This window comes from Dactylosporangium thailandense (assembly GCF_059739745.1).
In genome coordinates this window covers 8,907,132-8,922,163 of record NZ_AP029195.1, presented here as the reverse complement: position 1 = coordinate 8,922,163, position 15,032 = coordinate 8,907,132, and the positions used below count along the sequence as shown (strand labels likewise).

Below are 15,032 nucleotides of genomic sequence, written 5' to 3'. Positions count from 1 at the left end.
TCCCCGCGGCCTCACCCCGCCATCCCCGGGCCGCGGCGGTGTTCCCCGCTCCTGCGCGCCGATCTGCCCCTGCGCGCCGATCTGCCCCTGCGTGCCGAACTGCCTCTTCGCTCACGTTTTCATTGGACAACGGGCGATAGCCGACGTTTCGGACGTGGCACGCGTGTCGGGCGAACTTATCCGGTTCCGCAACACAACTATCCTGTTCGCGGAACACCACGACGGGTCACTACGCTTTCAGGTCATGAGTCGTGTTCTCGCCGCGGTCGCCTGGCCTTACGCCAACGGCCCGCGCCACATCGGTCACGTGTCCGGATTCGGGGTGCCCTCCGACGTCTTCAGCCGCTACATGCGGATGGCCGGCCACGACGTGCTGATGGTCTCGGGCACCGACGAGCACGGCACGCCGATCCAGGTGCAGGCCGACGCCGAGGGCGTGACCCCGCGCGAGCTGGTGGACCGCTACAACCGCGTGATCGTCGAGGACCTGCACGGCCTCGGGCTGTCCTACGACCTGTTCACCCGCACCACCACCGGCAACCACTACCAGGTCGTGCAGGAGCTCTTCGCGGGGCTCTACGACAACGGGTACATCATCGCCAAGACCACGCTCGGCGCGATCTCCCCGTCGACCGGGCGCACGCTGCCCGACCGGTACATCGAGGGAACCTGCCCGATCTGCGGCTACGACAGCGCCCGCGGCGACCAGTGCGACAACTGCGGCAACCAGCTCGACCCCGACCAGCTGATCAACCCGCGCTCGAAGATCAACGGGGAGACCCCGGAGTTCGTCGAGACCGAGCACTTCTTCCTCGACCTGCCCGCGTTCGCCGACCAGCTCAACGCCTGGCTCGACACCCGCGAGGGCTGGCGGCCCAACGTGCTGAAGTTCTCCCGCAACCTCATCGACGACCTCCAGCCGCGGGCGATCACCCGCGACCTGGAGTGGGGCGTGCCGATCCCGCTGGAGGCGTGGCGCGACCGCGCCGACAAGCGCATCTACGTGTGGTTCGACGCGGTGATCGGCTACCTGTCGGCCTCGATCGAGTGGGCCCGCCGCAGCGGCGACCCCGAGGCCTGGCGGCAGTGGTGGCAGGACCCGCAGGCCCAGGGCTACTACTTCATGGGCAAGGACAACATCGTCTTCCACTCGGTGATCTGGCCCTCGATCCTGCTGGGCTACTCCGGGCCGAAGCCGCAGTCCCTGGGCGCGCTGAACCTGCCCACCGAGGTGGTCTCCTCGGAATACCTCACGATGGAGGGCAAGAAGTTCTCCTCGTCCCGCCGCGTGGTCATCTACGTGCGGGACTTCCTCGAGCGCTACGACGCCGACGCGCTGCGCTACTTCATCGCCGTGGCCGGCCCCGAGTCCAACGACACCGACTTCACCTGGTCGGAGTTCCGCCGGCGCAACAACGACGAGCTCGTGGCCGGCTGGGGCAACCTGGTCAACCGCTCGATCTCGATGGCCGCCAAGAACTTCGGCGAGGTCCCGGCCGCGGGCGAGCGCACCGCGGAGGACGACGCGCTGCTGGCCGCCGTCCGGGCCGGCTTCGAGTCGGTCGGGCAGCTGCTGGGCAAGCACCGGCAGAAGGCCGCCATCACCGAGGCGATGCGGATCGTCGGCGAGGTCAACAAGTACTTCTCCGACCAGGCCCCGTGGAAGCTCAAGGAGGACAAGGCCCGCATGGGCACCGTCCTGCACGTGGCGCTGCAGGCCGTGCGCGACTGCAACACGCTGCTCACGCCGTTCCTGCCGCACGCCGCCCAGCGCATCCACGAGCTGCTCGGCGGCACCGGGGTGCACGCGCCGATGCCCGAGATCCGCGAGGTCGAGGACCTCGACAACGGCCTCTCCTACCCGGTGCTGATGGGCGACTACACCGTCGGCACCAAGTGGGAGCCGGTCGACATCGAGGCCGGGACCAAGCTCGAGGCCCCGACCCCGGTGTTCAAGAAGCTGGACGAGTCCATCGTGGAGGAAGAGCTCGCGCGCCTGCAGAGCTAGCCGCGGCCGAGCTGACCGCCGGGCGGCCGGAGCGAAACGCCGGCAAGAACAGCCCCGCGAAGCGCGGCAAGAAGTGCCCGCGAAGCGGGCGCCAGGCCTATAGCTGATACCAGTGGTCGCTCTCGTGGGCGTCGGTCACCTCGCTGGCCGGCGCCCACGCCTCGTAGAGGCCGCGCTCGACGCAGTGGGCGCCAAGTCGGGCGACCTGGTCGCCGTCCGGGCGGGACAGGCGTAGCCGCAGCCAGTCGCCCTCCTGCCGGATCACCGTGCAGCGGGCGTCGCGCCAGGTGGCGCGCGGTACCCGGCGGGCCAGGGTCTCCAGCGGGTAGCGGGCGGCGCGGGTCTTGGCGGCCACCCGGAACTCGCCGGGCGGGTCCACGATCGCCTCGAACACGTTGTCGCGGTAGGAGCCCACGTAGCGGGTCATCGGTGGGGTGACCGGGAAGTACTCCTGGTCGGAGGAGTCCGGCAGCAGGTGGCGCCACTGCGGGCCGTGCATCCGGCTCCAGGCGCGCTGCTCCGGCAGGTAGGTGTAGAGCGTGACCTCGGTGCCGTCGCCCGTGTAGGCGACCAGCGACGTGTTCGCCGGCACCGGCAGCTCGGCCAGGTCGGCGGTGACGAACTCGGGCACGATGTGCCTGCCGCTGGGGGCGAAGCCGGTGCCGATCACGGGCGGGCCGAGGCGGTCGTGCGGGGGCATGGTCACCAGCCCGCCGTAGTTGCCCGCCAGCGGCACGTCGTAGTCGTGGGCGTCCACGGCCCGCCAGCGCACCGCGAAGACCACGCCGCCGGTGTTCTCGCCGGACAGGATGGCCAGGTCCTCGGGGGTCCGCAGGTGGGCGACGTCGAAGGCGCGGTAGCAGAAGCCGCTGATCGGCCAGCCCTTGAGGTACCCCTGCAGCTGCCGGCCGGAGAGGAACTTGATCATCCGGGTGCCCCGCCGGACGACCGCGGTGCGGCGGATCGGGGCGAGCGCGGACGCGGCGGCCGGGGTCTGGCTCAGCCGGTGGATGGTGGGCCAGTCCAGCGCCCGGGTGACCGGCATCAGCAGCGGCTCGTCCTCCAGCCCGTCGAGGGCGGAGGTCACCTCCGTGGCGTGCACGAAGCGGCGGTACGGCCACTTCGCGCCCGGCCTCGGGTTGGGCAGGAACCCGGGGGCCGCGTGGGTCGCATACACCTCGTAGGCCGCGCCCTGGGCGATCTCCTCGGCCGGGTAGCTGACCCCGTCGATCGTCACGCTGTGGGTCGCGGACCCTTCCGCGTGTCCGATTACCGTCACCTGCCCGACGCTAGGGCCGGGTGATTGTGACTCGGTGAACGGCGCGTGAACGGCACATCGAGGGTGGCATGCTTGACCCCGATGAGTGCGAGAAAACACAGTCGCCAGGGCGCCTTCCCGCCCGCGCCCGAGCCGCTGCCGGTCAGGGTGCTCGACAGCCACACCCACATCGACATCACCCTCGACGGGGACGCGCCCGACGGGCCGGCCACGATCGAGGACGCGATCGCCCGCGCGAGCGCCGCCGGCGTGGACCGCCTGGTGCAGGTCGGCGTCGACGTCGAGTCGTCGCGGTGGGGCGTCGAGGCCGCACAGCGCCACCCGGCGGTGCTCGCCACCGTGGCGCTGCACCCCAACGACGCGCCCCGGCTGGCCGACCTCGACGGCGCGCTGCGCGAGATCGAGCGCCTCGCCGCCCACCCGCGGGTGCGGGGCATCGGCGAGACCGGGCTGGACTACTTCCGCACCGGCGACGAGGGGCGCAAGGCCCAGCACGAGAGCTTCCGCGCGCACATCGCCATCGCCAAGCGGCACGGCAAGGCGCTGGTCATCCACGACCGCGACGCGCACGAGGACATCCTGGCCGTCATCGACGAGGAGGGCGCGCCGGACCAGGTGGTCATGCACTGCTTCTCCGGCGACGAGGACTTCGCCCGGGAGTGCCTCGACCGCGGCTTCCTGCTCAGCTTCGCGGGCACGGTGACCTTCGGCAACGCCGCCCACCTGCGCCGCGCGGCGGCCATCACCCCGCTGGACGCGATCCTGGTCGAGACCGACGCGCCGTTTCTCACCCCGATGCCCTTCCGCGGCCGGCCGAACGCGTCCTACCTGATCCCGCTGACGGTCCGGGCCCTGGCCGAGGTCACCGGGCACGACCTGGCCGCCCTGTGCGCCGCGATCTCCGCCAACGGCGAACGAGCCTTCGGCAGCTGGACGTGACCCTCCTCGGCCCCGCCGACGTGCGGCAGCTGGCGGACCGCCTCGGCATCCGCCCCACGAAGCAGCTCGGGCAGAACTTCGTGCACGACCCCAACACGGTGCGCCGGATCGTGCGCGCCGCCGATCTCGCCCCCGACGACCTGGTGCTGGAGGTCGGGCCGGGGCTGGGCTCGCTGACCCTGGCGCTGCTGGAACACGGCAACCCGGTCTGCGCCGTCGAGATCGACCCGCCGCTGGCCGCGGCGCTGCCCGAGACGGTGCGGCAGTTCGCGCCGGAGCAGGCCGAGCGGCTCACCGTGATCGCCGGGGACGCGCTGCGGGCCGACCTGTCCGGGGTGAAGCCGACGGCGCTGGTGGCGAACCTGCCGTACAACGTCGCCGTCCCGGTCGTGCTGCACCTGCTGGCGACCGTGCCCTCCCTGCGGCGCGGCCTGGTGATGGTGCAGAAGGAGGTCGCCGACCGGCTCACCGCCGGGCCGGGATCGCGGGTCTACGGCGTGCCGAGCGTGAAGCTGGCCTGGTATGCGACCGCGCGCCAGGCCGGCAAGGTGCCCGCCGCCGTCTTCTGGCCCGTGCCGAACGTCGAGTCCGGGCTGGTCGGCTTCGAGGTGCACGACGGGCCCGGCAGGGTCGGCTCTGATCGCGCGCCGACCTTCGCCGTGATCGACGCCGCCTTCGCCCAGCGCCGCAAGACGCTGCGGGCCGCCCTGGCCGGCTGGGCCGGGGGCGCGCCGGAGGCCGAGCGCATCCTGCGGGCGGCCGGGGTCGACCCGGGGCTGCGCGGCGAGCAGCTCACGGTGGACGACTTCACCCGGATAGCGAGCCAACGCGGTCCCGGCGACTCGCCCGGGTAGGGTGCAGCAGTGACCGAGCCGCTCTTCTCCGAGGACGAGGAGTTCGACCGGCCGCGCCTGGCCGCGCACGGACCGGTCCGGGTCCGCGTGCCCGCGAAGATCAACCTCCACCTGCACGTCGGGCCGGCGCGTCCGGACGGCTTCCACGAGCTGACCACCGTCTACCACGCGATCGGCCTCTACGACGAGCTCACCGCCCGCCGCGGCGACACGCTCACGCTCACCATGGAGGGCGAGGGCACCGGCGAGCTGTCGCTGGGCGAGGACAACCTCGTCATGCGCGCGGTGCGGGCGCTGGCCGCCGAGACCGGGCACGACGCCCACGCGCGGCTGCACCTGAAGAAGCAGATCCCGATCGCGGCCGGGCTGGCCGGCGGCAGCGCCGACGCCGCCGCCGCGCTCGTGGCCTGCGACCACCTGTGGGGCACCGGGATGTCCCGCGACGACCTGGCCGCCATCGCCGCCACGCTGGGCTCGGACATCCCGTTCCTGGTGCTCGGCGGCACCGCGCTGGGCACCGGGCGGGGCGAGCTCGTGAGCCCCGTGCTCACCGGCGGGCACGCCTGGCACTGGGTGCTCGCCGTGGCCGACGAGGGGCTGTCGACGCCGGTGGTGTACCGCACATTCGACCAGCTCGGCGGCAACTCCACCGCCGGAGCGCCGGACGACCTCCTCGCGGCGCTGCGCCAGCGGGACCCCGAGGTGCTCGCCGACCGGCTCGCCAACGACCTGCAGGCCGCCGCGCTGCACCTGCGCCCCGAGCTGCGCGCGGTGCTCGACGCCGGGCTGGACGCGGGCGCCCTGGCCGGCCTGGTCTCCGGCTCCGGCCCGACCTGTGTGTTCCTGGCCGAGGACGCCCGGCACGCCGCGCTGCTCGCCGCCGAGCTGGAGTCGCGCCAGTGCTGCCGGGCCGTGAAGACCGCCGTCGGTCCCGTCCCCGGCGCCCGAGTGCTGTGAGGGCGTAGATGGCCAACATCGTCAATCTCGACAAGGTCTCCAAGACCTACCCGGCCGGGCGCATCTTCGACGAGGTGTCCCTCGGCATCGACGACAGCGACCGGATCGGCATCGTCGGGCTCAACGGCGCCGGCAAGACGACCCTGCTGCGGATGCTCACCAAGGCCGAGGAGCCCGACGAGGGCCGGGTCACCCACCGCCGCGACCTGCGCGTCGCCGCGCTGCCGCAGACCCTCGACCTGCCGCCGCAGGCCACCGTCCGCGACGTCATCGTCGGCACCGCCTGGCTGCCGGCCGGGTTCGCCGCCGAGCACGAGTGGGCGGGCGACGCGGGCGTGCGCACGGTGCTGGGCGGGCTCGGCATGCCGCACCTGGGCCTGGACGCGCCCGTCGGCCCGATGTCCGGTGGCGAGCGGCGCCGCGTCGCGCTCGCCGCGCTGCTGGTGCGCCCGGCCGACCTGCTCATCCTCGACGAGCCCACCAACCACCTCGACGTGGCCGGCATCGCCTGGCTGGCCCGGCACCTGCTGCAGCGCCGCGGCGCGCTCATCGTCGTCACCCACGACCGCTGGTTCCTCGACGCGGTGTGCACGACCACGTGGGAGGTCGCCGACGCGACCGTGCGCGCCTACGAGGGCGGCTACGCGGCCTGGACCCTGGCCCGGGCCGAGCGGGTGCGGGTGGCGGCCGAGACCGAGGCCCGCCGGCAGAACCTGCTGCGCAAGGAGATCGCCTGGCTGCGCCGCGGCCCGCCGGCGCGCACCAGCAAGCCCAAGTTCCGCATCGACGCGGCCAACGCGCTCATCGCCGACGTCCCGCCCGCCCGCGACACCGTCTCGCTGCAGCGCCTCGCCGTGACCCGGCTGGGCAAGCAGGTCTACGAGCTCGACGGCGTCACGCTGCGGGCGGGGGAGCGGACCCTGCTCGAGCCCACCGACTGGATCGTCGGGCCCGGCGACCGCATCGCCGTGCTCGGGGCCAACGGCGCGGGCAAGACCACGCTGCTGCGCGTGCTCGCGGGCGTCCGCGAGCCCGACGGCGGCCGGGTCCTGCGCGGCACCACGGTCCGCCCGGCGTTCCTGTCGCAGGAGCTGCGCGAGCTGCCCAACGACCTGCGGCTGCTGGAGGCGGTCGAGGAGGTGGCCAAGCGGGTCAAGCTCGGCGACCGGGAGCTGTCCGCCGCCCAGCTGGCCGAGGTCTTCGGCTTCACCGGGGCCCGGGTCTGGACCCCGGTCGGCGACCTCTCCGGTGGCGAGCGGCGCCGGCTGCAGCTGCTGCGCCTGCTGGCCACCGAGCCCAACGTGCTGCTGCTGGACGAGCCGACCAACGACCTGGACATCGACACCCTGGCCGCGCTCGAGGACCTGCTCGACACCTGGCCGGGCACGATCATCGTGGCCAGCCACGACCGGTACCTGGTCGAGCGGGTCGCCGACGTGGTCTACGGCATGCACGGCGACGGGCGGCTGCGGCACCTGCCGGGCGGCGTCGAGGAGTACCTGGCCCACGTGTCGGACTCCTCGGGCTTCGGGGTGGCCAAGGCCCAGCCGGCAGTCGTGGAGCGGGCGCCCGACCTCAGGGCGAGCGAGAAGGACCAGAAGGCGGCGAAGAAGGAGCTGGCGAAGCTCGAGCGCAGCATCGACAAGCTGAGCCAGAAGGAGGCGCAGCTGCACGCGCAGCTCGCCGAGCACGCCACCGACTACGGGAAGATCACCGAGCTGGACGCTCAGCTTCGGGCCGTGCAGCAGGAAAAAGCCGATTTCGAGGAGCAATGGCTCGCCCTGGCCGAGATCGCCGGTTGAGGTCATCTTAGGATTGGCCCATGGCCTCACACTTCCCGGTCAACCACCACCTCCGGCCGCTCTACCGGCTGCTCTGCGTGGTGGCGGGCCTCTACATGCTCGTCTACGGCGTGGTCGGCTTCATCGCGACGTCCGGCTCGGACTTCTTCACCCGTGACGAGGCCGAGTGGGTGCTGGGCCTGCGCACGAACCCGGCGTTCGCCCTGCTCTCGATCGTCGCCGGCGTGATCGTGGTCGGCGCGAACATCATCGGCCGCAACGTGGCCCACGCGATCAACACGCTCGCGGGCGTGGTGCTGACCGCGGTCGGCATGGCGTCGCTGGCCCTCATGCAGACCGAGGCGAACGTGTTCGCCTTCTCCATGGTCAACGTGATCGTCACCTTCATCCTCGCCGGGATCATCGGCACCGCGAGCCTCTACGACCGTGTCGGCCCGGCGGCCGCGGCCACGGCCGAGGAGCAGCACCGCCACAACGCCCGCGTGGCCTGACCGGCCGCCGGTCGCACGACCGTTCGCCAGGAGTTCGCACCGATTCCTTGCCCGCGCCGCCCCGCGGTGCTGGGCTGGGAAGATGCCGGACGCGCTACTGATCACCGAAGGTGATGACGAGCCGCCCGCCCGGGGCGAACTCCTGCTGCATGCGGACCTGCACAACCACACGCGGCTCTCGGACGGGGTCGGCTGGGCCGGTGAGGCGTTCGCCTCGATGCGGGCCGCCGGCCTCGACGTCGCCGCGGTGACCGACCACGCGTACGGCCCCTGCGAGCCCGCCAAGACCATCGACGACGAGGGCTGGCGGCGGCTCGGCAAGCTCGCCGACGCGGCCGACGAGCCCGGTGCGTTCGTGGCGCTGCGCGGCTTCGAGTGGTCGAGCACGGCGCTCGGGCACATGAACGTCTGGGGCGGCGACCGCTGGGTCGAGCCGCTGCAGACCGGCGGCGCGGGCACGGCGATCCCGGCGTTCTACGAGTGGCTCGCGGCCGGGGACGAGCTCGTGGGCTTCAACCACCCCGGGCGCGAGCCGGGTCGCTTCGGGCTGTTCCGGTACGACCCACGCCTGGCCCGCCGCCTGGTCGCGCTCGAGATGTTCAACCGCGACGAGGACTACCTCTTCGAGGGCGTCGACGGCGGGGAGCTCTCGCCGCTGGTGGCCTGCCTGGACGCGGGCTGGCGGGTCGGGCTGGCCGGGGTGACCGACGAGCACCGCGAGGGCTGGGGATTCCACGAGGGCCTCGGGAGCACGGGCCTGTGGGCCCCGAGCCGCACCCGCGACGGGGTGCGGGCGGCGATGCTGGGCCGGCGCATGTTCGCGACCCGGGAGCGCGGGCTGCGGGCCGACGCGCGGCTGAACGGCACGGCGATGGGGCGGCACGTGCGGTACCAAGGCCGGATCGTGGAGATCGAGCTGGATTTCGCGGCGCCGGACGAGTGGCTCGGGCACCCGCTGCGCCTGCAGGTGCTGCAGCGCGGCGAGCCGGTGCCGGAGGTGGTCGCCGAGCACGACTTCCGCGTCTCGGGCGGGACGCTGCGCCTGCGCACGCCGCTGGCGGAGGGCGACTGGACCGTCCTGCGGGTCACCGACCCGGCCCGCCCGGCCGACCCGCGGGCCGGGGACCTGCCCGGCTACCGCTCGGCCGGGCACGCCGTGGCCTACTGCAGCCCGTTCTTCACTTCCCCGCGCGGGTGACCAGGGTCGGCTTGCCCTCCATGTTGGACAGGCCGTTCCAGGCGAGGTTGACCAGGTGCGCGGCCACCACTTCCTTCTTGGGCTTGCGCACCTCCAGCCACCAGCGGCCGGTCAGCGCCACCATGCCGACGAGCGCCTGGGAGTAGAGCTCGGCGAGCTTCGGGTCGAAGCCGCGCCGCTTGAACTCCGCGCCCAGGATGTGCTCGGCCTGGTGGGCCACGTCGTTGAGCACGCTCATGAAGTTGCCGGTCGGGGACATCACCGGCGACTCGCGCACCAGCACCCGGAACCCGTCGGTCTCCGCCTCGATGTAGTCCAGCAGCGCCAGCGCCGCCTGCTCGAGCAGCTCGTGCGGGTGGCCGGCGGTCAGCGCGTTGGTGATCCGGTCGAGCAGCGAGCGCACCTCGCGGTCCACGACGACCGCGTAGAGGCCCTCCTTGCCGCCGAAGTGCTCGTACACCACCGGCTTGGACACCTTCGCCCGCGACGCCACCTCCTCGATGGAGGTGGCGTCGAAGCCCCGCTCGGCGAACAGGGCGCGCCCGATGGCGATGAGCTGCTCACGGCGCTGTGCGGAGGACATCCGCACCCGTGACTTGGTCGAGATCGCGGGCGGCGGCGGCAGCGGCGGCCGCGGCTGCGCATGGTCCTCCGGGCGCTCGGTCACCCGTTCATCGTGCCAGCCGCGACGCGCTTGGCGTCGAGCCGGTCGCGCTTGGGCCAGCGGACGTTGGTCGCCCAGCCGAGCTTCTCGAAGATCCAGATCAGCCGCGCGTTGATGTCGATCTGGCCCTTGTCCACGCCGTGGCGGGCGCAGGTCGGGTCGGCGTGGTGCAGGTTGTGCCAGCTCTCGCCGAAGGACAGGATCGCCAGCGGCCAGAAGTTGCTGGCCTTGTCGCCGTCGCGGGTCTCGAAGGGCCGCTCGCCGTAGACGTGGCAGATCGAGTTGATCGACCAGGTGACGTGGTGCAGCAGGCCGATGCGGATCAGGCCGGCCCAGAAGAACGCCGACAGCGCGCCCTGCCACGACCAGGTGACGAGGCCGGCGATGATCGCGGGCAGGCTCGCCGACAGGGTGACGATGAGCGGGAACGCCTTGTCGATGCGCTGGATGTCCTTGTCGGCCATCAGGTCGGGGGCGAAGCGCTCGCGGTTGGACAGCTCGCGGAAGAACAGCCAGCCCACGTGGGCGTAGAAGAGGCCCTTGACCAGGCCGCCGAAGGACTCGCCGAAACGCCACGGCGAGTGCGGGTCGCCCTCGCGGTCGGAGAACGCGTGGTGGCGGCGGTGGTCGGCCACCCACTGCGTCGGGTTGCCCTCGATCGCGGTGCTGCCCGCGATCGTCAGCGCGATGCGCAGGCCGCGGTTGGCCTTGAACGCGCCGTGGGTGAGGTACCGGTGGAAACCGGTCCCGATGCCGAGTCCCCCGATGATGTAGAAGATCGCGCCGAGGACGACGTCGAGCCAGCTCAGGCCCCAGCCCCAGGCGACCGGGACGGCGGCGACCAGCGCGACGAACGGCAGGATCACGAAGGCCCACAGCGCGACGATGATCCCCGGGTGCTGCTTGCCCTCGGTGAGCGGCTTCGGCCCGCGATCGGGGCCGTCGGTGGACGTGGGATCAAGGACCGATACGGACATGGCACCTCTCAAGGGGAATCGTCACCGGGCGGGGCTACGCCTACGTCACCGTAACTTACGGGTGCGTAGGTTGGCCATACGGTGCTCGTGTCAAGGTGGTGACCCGGTGTTCCATTGTGATCTTCGTCGGTCCTGGTCCGACCCGAACGGCTGAACTTCGTTCCGCGGGGTGCCGGATGCCCCTGGGGCAAAAGGGATCGACGCGCAGGCTAGGCTTCAATCGGCGGTGGCAGTGGGGTGTGGGGTAACGGCAGCCCGCAGGCCTTTGGAGCCTCGCAGTCCTGGTTCGAATCCAGGCACCCCAGCCACCTGACTACGATGAGGCGCACCGACACCGTCGAGGAGCGCTCCGTGAGAAACGTGATCATCCTGGCCGCCGGCGAAGGCAAGCGGATGAAGTCCGCGGTCCCCAAGGTCCTGCATCCCCTGCTCGGGCGCACCCTGCTCGGGCACGTGCTGGCCGCCGCGGAGCCGTTCCTGGACAGCGGCACCGTGACGGTGGTCGTGGGCCACGGCGGCGCCCAGGTCCGCGAGCACCTGGCCGAGGTGGCGCCCGAGGCGCGGCCGGTCACCCAGGAGGAGCGGCGGGGCACCGGCCACGCCGTGCGCATCGCCCTCGACGCCAACCCCGAGCTGACCGGGACCGTGGTCGTGCTCAACGGCGACATCCCGCTGCTGCGCGCCGAGACCCTGGCCGCGCTCGTGCACACCCACGAGGCCACGAAGGCCGCGGCCACCGTGCTCACCGCCGAGGTCCCGGACCCCACCGGGCTCGGGCGCATCGTGCGCAACCGGGGCGGGGAGTTCGCGGCCATCGTCGAGGAGCGCGACGCGACGCCGGACCAGCGCGCGATCCGGGAGATCAACTCGGGGGCCTACGTCTTCGAGGCCACCGCGCTGCGCGAGATGCTCGGCAAGCTCTCCACGGACAACGACCAGGGTGAGGAGTACCTCACCGACGTCATCGCCCTGCTGGCCGCGGCCGGCTCCGCGATCGTCGCCCACCGGGCCCCGGACGCGACCGAGACCCTCGGCGCCAACGACCGCGCGGAGCTGGCCGGCCTGCGGGCGCTCATGCGCGACCGGATCAACACCGAGTGGATGCGCGCCGGGGTGGCCATCATCGACCCGGCCACCACCTGGATCGACGTGACCGTGACCCTCGAGCGCGACGCGGTCGTCGAACCCAACACCCACCTGCGCGGCGCGACCAGCATCGGCGAGGGCGCCGTGGTCGGCCCGGACAGCTCGCTCATCGACGTGGTCGTCGGCCCCGGCGCCACGGTCGTGCGCACCCATGCCGTCTCCGCCGACATCGGGCCGCAGGCCTCGGTCGGGCCGTTCGCCTACCTGCGCCCCGGCACCGAGCTCGGGCGCAAGTCCAAGGTCGGCACCTTCGTGGAGACCAAGGCCGCGACGCTGGGTGAGGGCGCGAAGGTGCCGCACCTGTCCTACGTCGGTGACGCCTCCATCGGCGAGCACACGAACATCGGCGCCGCCACGGTCTTCGTCAACTACGACGGCGTGCGCAAGCAGCGCTCGACCATCGGCGCCCACGCCCGCACCGGCGCCGACAACATGTTCGTGGCCCCCGTGACCATCGGTGACGGGGCGTACACGGCCGCCGGCAGCATCATCGTGAAGGACGTCCCGGCCGGCGCGCTCGGCGTCTCGCGCGCCCAGCAGCGCAACATCGAGGGATGGGTGGAGCGCAAGCGGCCCGGCACCGCGGCCGCCGAGGCGGCGCAGGCGGCTCAGGCACGTGAAGAAAACCACGCCGGGGCCGGTCAGGTGGCTGAAACGGGTCTTCCCGACGAACAATGAGCGCAACCACGAGATCGGGAGCGGGCAACCCCAATGGCCAGCATCAGTTCGGAGAACCGCAAGAACCTCATGCTCTTCTCCGGCCGGGGGTTCCCCGCGCTGGCCGAGGAGATCGGCGCCGTGCTCGGGGTCGACCCGACCCCGATGGACGCCTACGACTTCGCCAGCGGTGAGATCTTCATCCGGTACCGCGAGAGCGTCCGCGGTTCCGACGCGTTCGTCGTGCAGTCGATGGTCTCGCCGATCAACGACTGGCTGATGGAGACGCTGATCATGGTCGACGCGCTCAAGCGCGGCTCGGCCAAGCGCACCACGGTCGTCCTGCCGTTCTACCCCTACGCTCGGCAGGACAAGAAGCACCGCGGCCGCGAGCCGATCTCCGCCCGGCTGATCGCCGACCTGCTCAAGACGGCCGGTGCCAACCGCATCCTCACCGTGGACCTGCACACCGCGCAGATCCAGGGCTTCTTCGACGGCCCGGTCGACCACCTGTTCGCCATGAACACCCTCGCCGACCACATCGAGGCCAAGTACGCGGGCCGCCCGATCACGGTCGTCGCGCCCGACTCCGGCCGGGTGCGCGTCGCCGAGCGGTGGACCGACCGGCTCGGCGGCTGCCCGCTGGCCTTCATCCACAAGACCCGCGACCCCAGCAAGCCCAACCAGGTCGTCGCCAACCGCGTGGTCGGCGAGGTCGAGGGCCGGGTCTGCCTCATCGTCGACGACATGATCGACACCGGCGGCACGATCGTCAGCGCCGCGGACATCCTCTTCAACGAGGGCGCGGCCGAGGTCGTGGTCGCCGCCACGCACCCGGTGCTCTCCGACCCCGCGTGTTCCCGGCTCGACGCCAGCCGGATCAGCGAGGTTGTGGTGACGAACACGCTGCCGCTGCCGCCGGACCGCAAGGTGGAGAAGATCACGCAGCTCTCGATCGCCCCGCTGCTCGCTCGGGCGATTCGTGAGGTGTTTGACGACGGCTCGGTGACGACCCTTTTCGGCGGGCTGTCCTAGAAGTTCCGCACGAGTCGTGGCCGGTGGGGGACTCCGTCCCCCACGCCCCCGGCGGCGGTTTGTCCTGAGTTTCGGACTGCGTCATGCCTGTGGGGGAGGGTGTTCGGGCGCCGAACCGCCTCGGGTAAGCTAGGCAGGTTGCCACGGCGAGGGTGCTCCCCACGGGCCGGGCGTGCGGTTGTTGTGTGACTGCCGGGTGATTGTCACCCCGGCGGCCACCCACCGACCGGCATGACGGCCGAAGCGGGCTCCGTGATCGACGCGGCGCTTCGGGTCTGTGCCCCGTGCGCCCCCTCGCCCGAGCGCCGCATGAAGACAACTGTTAGCCGGTCGCGCAGGCCGGTGCCCGCCGCACAACCGCATCAGGAGTTCTGTCGTGTCCGAGGTAAAGATCAGCGCCGAGCCCCGCACGGAGTTCGGCAAGGGTGGTGCCCGCCGCACGCGCCGGGCCGGCAAGGTGCCAGCCGTGCTGTACGGCCACGGCGAGGCCCCCCGTCACATCGCCCTTCCCGCCCGTGAGTTCGCCGCGGCCATTCGCCACGGCGGCATGACCCAGGTCTTCAACATCGAGATCTCCGACGGCAGCGCCGCCCTGGCCCTGCCCAAGGCGATCCAGCGCGACCCGATCAAGGACACCTTCGACCACGTGGACCTGCTCGTGGTCCGCCGCGGCGAGAAGGTGACCGTCGAGATCCCCGTCCAGCTCACCGGCGACGCGGCCCGCGACACCCTGGTCATGACGGAGAGCACCACGATCGCCGTGCTGGCCGACGCGACCAAGCTGCCCGAGCACCTGGAGGCCTCGATCGAGGGCCTCGAGGCCGGCAGCCAGGTCAAGGCCGCCGACGTCAAGCTCCCCGCCGGTGTCGAGCTCGCCGCCGACCCCGAGCTGGTCGTCGCGATCGTCTCGGCCGCGCAGGACCAGGCGATCGAGCCCGAGGGCGCCGAGGAGGCGCCGGCCGAGGAGCCGGAGCCCGCGGCCGCCGAGGCCTGATCGGCGCACCAGCTTCGCCGAGTCGCGGCCG

At 72.1% G+C, this 15,032-nt stretch carries 13 protein-coding genes and 1 tRNA gene; 11 read left to right on the top strand and 3 right to left on the bottom strand.

Annotated features, from left to right (window positions below):
* Nucleotides 1-244 precede the first annotated feature (244 nt).
* Nucleotides 245-2,008, top strand: coding sequence for a methionine--tRNA ligase (metG, locus tag AC6JBM_RS39615; protein ID WP_497978972.1), 1,764 nt, complete (start codon nt 245-247; stop codon nt 2,006-2,008).
* A gap of 97 nt (nt 2,009-2,105) precedes the next feature.
* Here metG and AC6JBM_RS39610 read toward each other — a convergent pair whose 3' ends face one another.
* Nucleotides 2,106-3,287 (bottom strand): hypothetical protein, encoded by a 1,182-nt coding sequence (locus AC6JBM_RS39610; protein WP_497978971.1) that lies wholly within the window; start codon nt 3,285-3,287, stop codon nt 2,106-2,108.
* 81 nt (nt 3,288-3,368) lie between these two features.
* On the opposite strand from AC6JBM_RS39610, the gene AC6JBM_RS39605 reads away from it, so the two are divergent.
* The 6 genes from AC6JBM_RS39605 (at nt 3,369) to AC6JBM_RS39580 (ending at nt 9,528) form a co-directional block, all read left to right on the top strand.
* Nucleotides 3,369-4,226, top strand: a complete 858-nt coding sequence (locus tag AC6JBM_RS39605) for a TatD family hydrolase (protein ID WP_497978970.1) — start codon at nt 3,369-3,371, stop codon at nt 4,224-4,226.
* Nucleotides 4,217-5,080 carry a 16S rRNA (adenine(1518)-N(6)/adenine(1519)-N(6))-dimethyltransferase RsmA gene (gene rsmA, locus AC6JBM_RS39600; protein WP_497986629.1) on the top strand — a complete coding sequence of 288 codons (864 nt, stop codon included), beginning with the start codon at nt 4,217-4,219 and terminating at the stop codon, nt 5,078-5,080. Before AC6JBM_RS39605 ends, rsmA begins: the two co-directional genes overlap by 10 nt.
* 9 nt (nt 5,081-5,089) lie before the next feature.
* Complete coding sequence (locus AC6JBM_RS39595) at nt 5,090-6,037, top strand: 4-(cytidine 5'-diphospho)-2-C-methyl-D-erythritol kinase (RefSeq protein WP_497978969.1); 948 nt, start codon at nt 5,090-5,092, stop codon at nt 6,035-6,037.
* 8 nt (nt 6,038-6,045) lie between these two features.
* A complete protein-coding gene (locus AC6JBM_RS39590) occupies nt 6,046-7,839 on the top strand; it encodes an ABC-F family ATP-binding cassette domain-containing protein (RefSeq protein ID WP_497978968.1) in 1,794 nt (597 codons plus the stop codon).
* A gap of 20 nt (nt 7,840-7,859) precedes the next feature.
* Complete coding sequence (locus AC6JBM_RS39585; RefSeq protein WP_497978967.1) at nt 7,860-8,330, top strand: DUF4383 domain-containing protein; 471 nt, start codon at nt 7,860-7,862, stop codon at nt 8,328-8,330.
* Nucleotides 8,331-8,412: 82 nt separating this feature from the next.
* Nucleotides 8,413-9,528, top strand: coding sequence for a CehA/McbA family metallohydrolase (locus tag AC6JBM_RS39580; RefSeq protein ID WP_497978966.1), 1,116 nt, complete (start codon nt 8,413-8,415; stop codon nt 9,526-9,528).
* On the opposite strand, the gene AC6JBM_RS39575 is transcribed toward AC6JBM_RS39580, so the two are convergent.
* Together AC6JBM_RS39575 and AC6JBM_RS39570 are read right to left on the bottom strand one after the other, a co-directional pair.
* A complete protein-coding gene (locus tag AC6JBM_RS39575) occupies nt 9,509-10,111 on the bottom strand; it encodes a TetR family transcriptional regulator (RefSeq protein WP_433089821.1) in 603 nt (200 codons plus the stop codon). The genes AC6JBM_RS39580 and AC6JBM_RS39575 overlap by 20 nt on opposite strands.
* A gap of 80 nt (nt 10,112-10,191) precedes the next feature.
* On the bottom strand, nt 10,192-11,169 hold the full coding sequence (locus tag AC6JBM_RS39570) for an acyl-CoA desaturase (RefSeq protein ID WP_497978965.1): 978 nt from the start codon (nt 11,167-11,169) through the stop codon (nt 10,192-10,194).
* 233 nt (nt 11,170-11,402) lie between these two features.
* Between AC6JBM_RS39570 and AC6JBM_RS39565 the strand changes: the two genes are divergently transcribed.
* The 4 genes from AC6JBM_RS39565 (at nt 11,403) to AC6JBM_RS39550 (ending at nt 15,001) form a co-directional block, all read left to right on the top strand.
* Nucleotides 11,403-11,477, top strand: a tRNA-Gln gene (locus AC6JBM_RS39565).
* Nucleotides 11,478-11,487: 10 nt separating this feature from the next.
* Nucleotides 11,488-12,993, top strand: coding sequence for a bifunctional UDP-N-acetylglucosamine diphosphorylase/glucosamine-1-phosphate N-acetyltransferase GlmU (glmU, locus tag AC6JBM_RS39560; RefSeq protein WP_497978964.1), 1,506 nt, complete (start codon nt 11,488-11,490; stop codon nt 12,991-12,993).
* A 33-nt stretch (nt 12,994-13,026) separates the two neighbouring features.
* On the top strand, nt 13,027-14,007 hold the full coding sequence (locus AC6JBM_RS39555) for a ribose-phosphate diphosphokinase (protein ID WP_350626173.1): 981 nt from the start codon (nt 13,027-13,029) through the stop codon (nt 14,005-14,007).
* A 376-nt stretch (nt 14,008-14,383) separates the two neighbouring features.
* Nucleotides 14,384-15,001, top strand: a complete 618-nt coding sequence (locus AC6JBM_RS39550) for a 50S ribosomal protein L25/general stress protein Ctc (RefSeq protein ID WP_497978963.1) — start codon at nt 14,384-14,386, stop codon at nt 14,999-15,001.
* Nucleotides 15,002-15,032 lie beyond the last annotated feature (31 nt).

Coding starts and splice junctions, on each gene's coding strand:
- glmU (WP_497978964.1), top strand. CDS start 11,488: ATGAGGCGCACCGACACCGTCGAGGAGCGCTCCGTGAGAAACGTGATC.
- AC6JBM_RS39580 (WP_497978966.1), top strand. CDS start 8,413: ATGCCGGACGCGCTACTGATCACCGAAGGTGATGACGAGCCGCCCGCC.
- metG (WP_497978972.1), top strand. CDS start 245: ATGAGTCGTGTTCTCGCCGCGGTCGCCTGGCCTTACGCCAACGGCCCG.
- AC6JBM_RS39575 (WP_433089821.1), bottom strand. CDS start 10,111: ATGTCCTCCGCACAGCGCCGTGAGCAGCTCATCGCCATCGGGCGCGCC.
- AC6JBM_RS39555 (WP_350626173.1), top strand. CDS start 13,027: ATGGCCAGCATCAGTTCGGAGAACCGCAAGAACCTCATGCTCTTCTCC.
- AC6JBM_RS39590 (WP_497978968.1), top strand. CDS start 6,046: ATGGCCAACATCGTCAATCTCGACAAGGTCTCCAAGACCTACCCGGCC.
- AC6JBM_RS39585 (WP_497978967.1), top strand. CDS start 7,860: ATGGCCTCACACTTCCCGGTCAACCACCACCTCCGGCCGCTCTACCGG.
- AC6JBM_RS39605 (WP_497978970.1), top strand. CDS start 3,369: ATGAGTGCGAGAAAACACAGTCGCCAGGGCGCCTTCCCGCCCGCGCCC.
- AC6JBM_RS39570 (WP_497978965.1), bottom strand. CDS start 11,169: ATGTCCGTATCGGTCCTTGATCCCACGTCCACCGACGGCCCCGATCGC.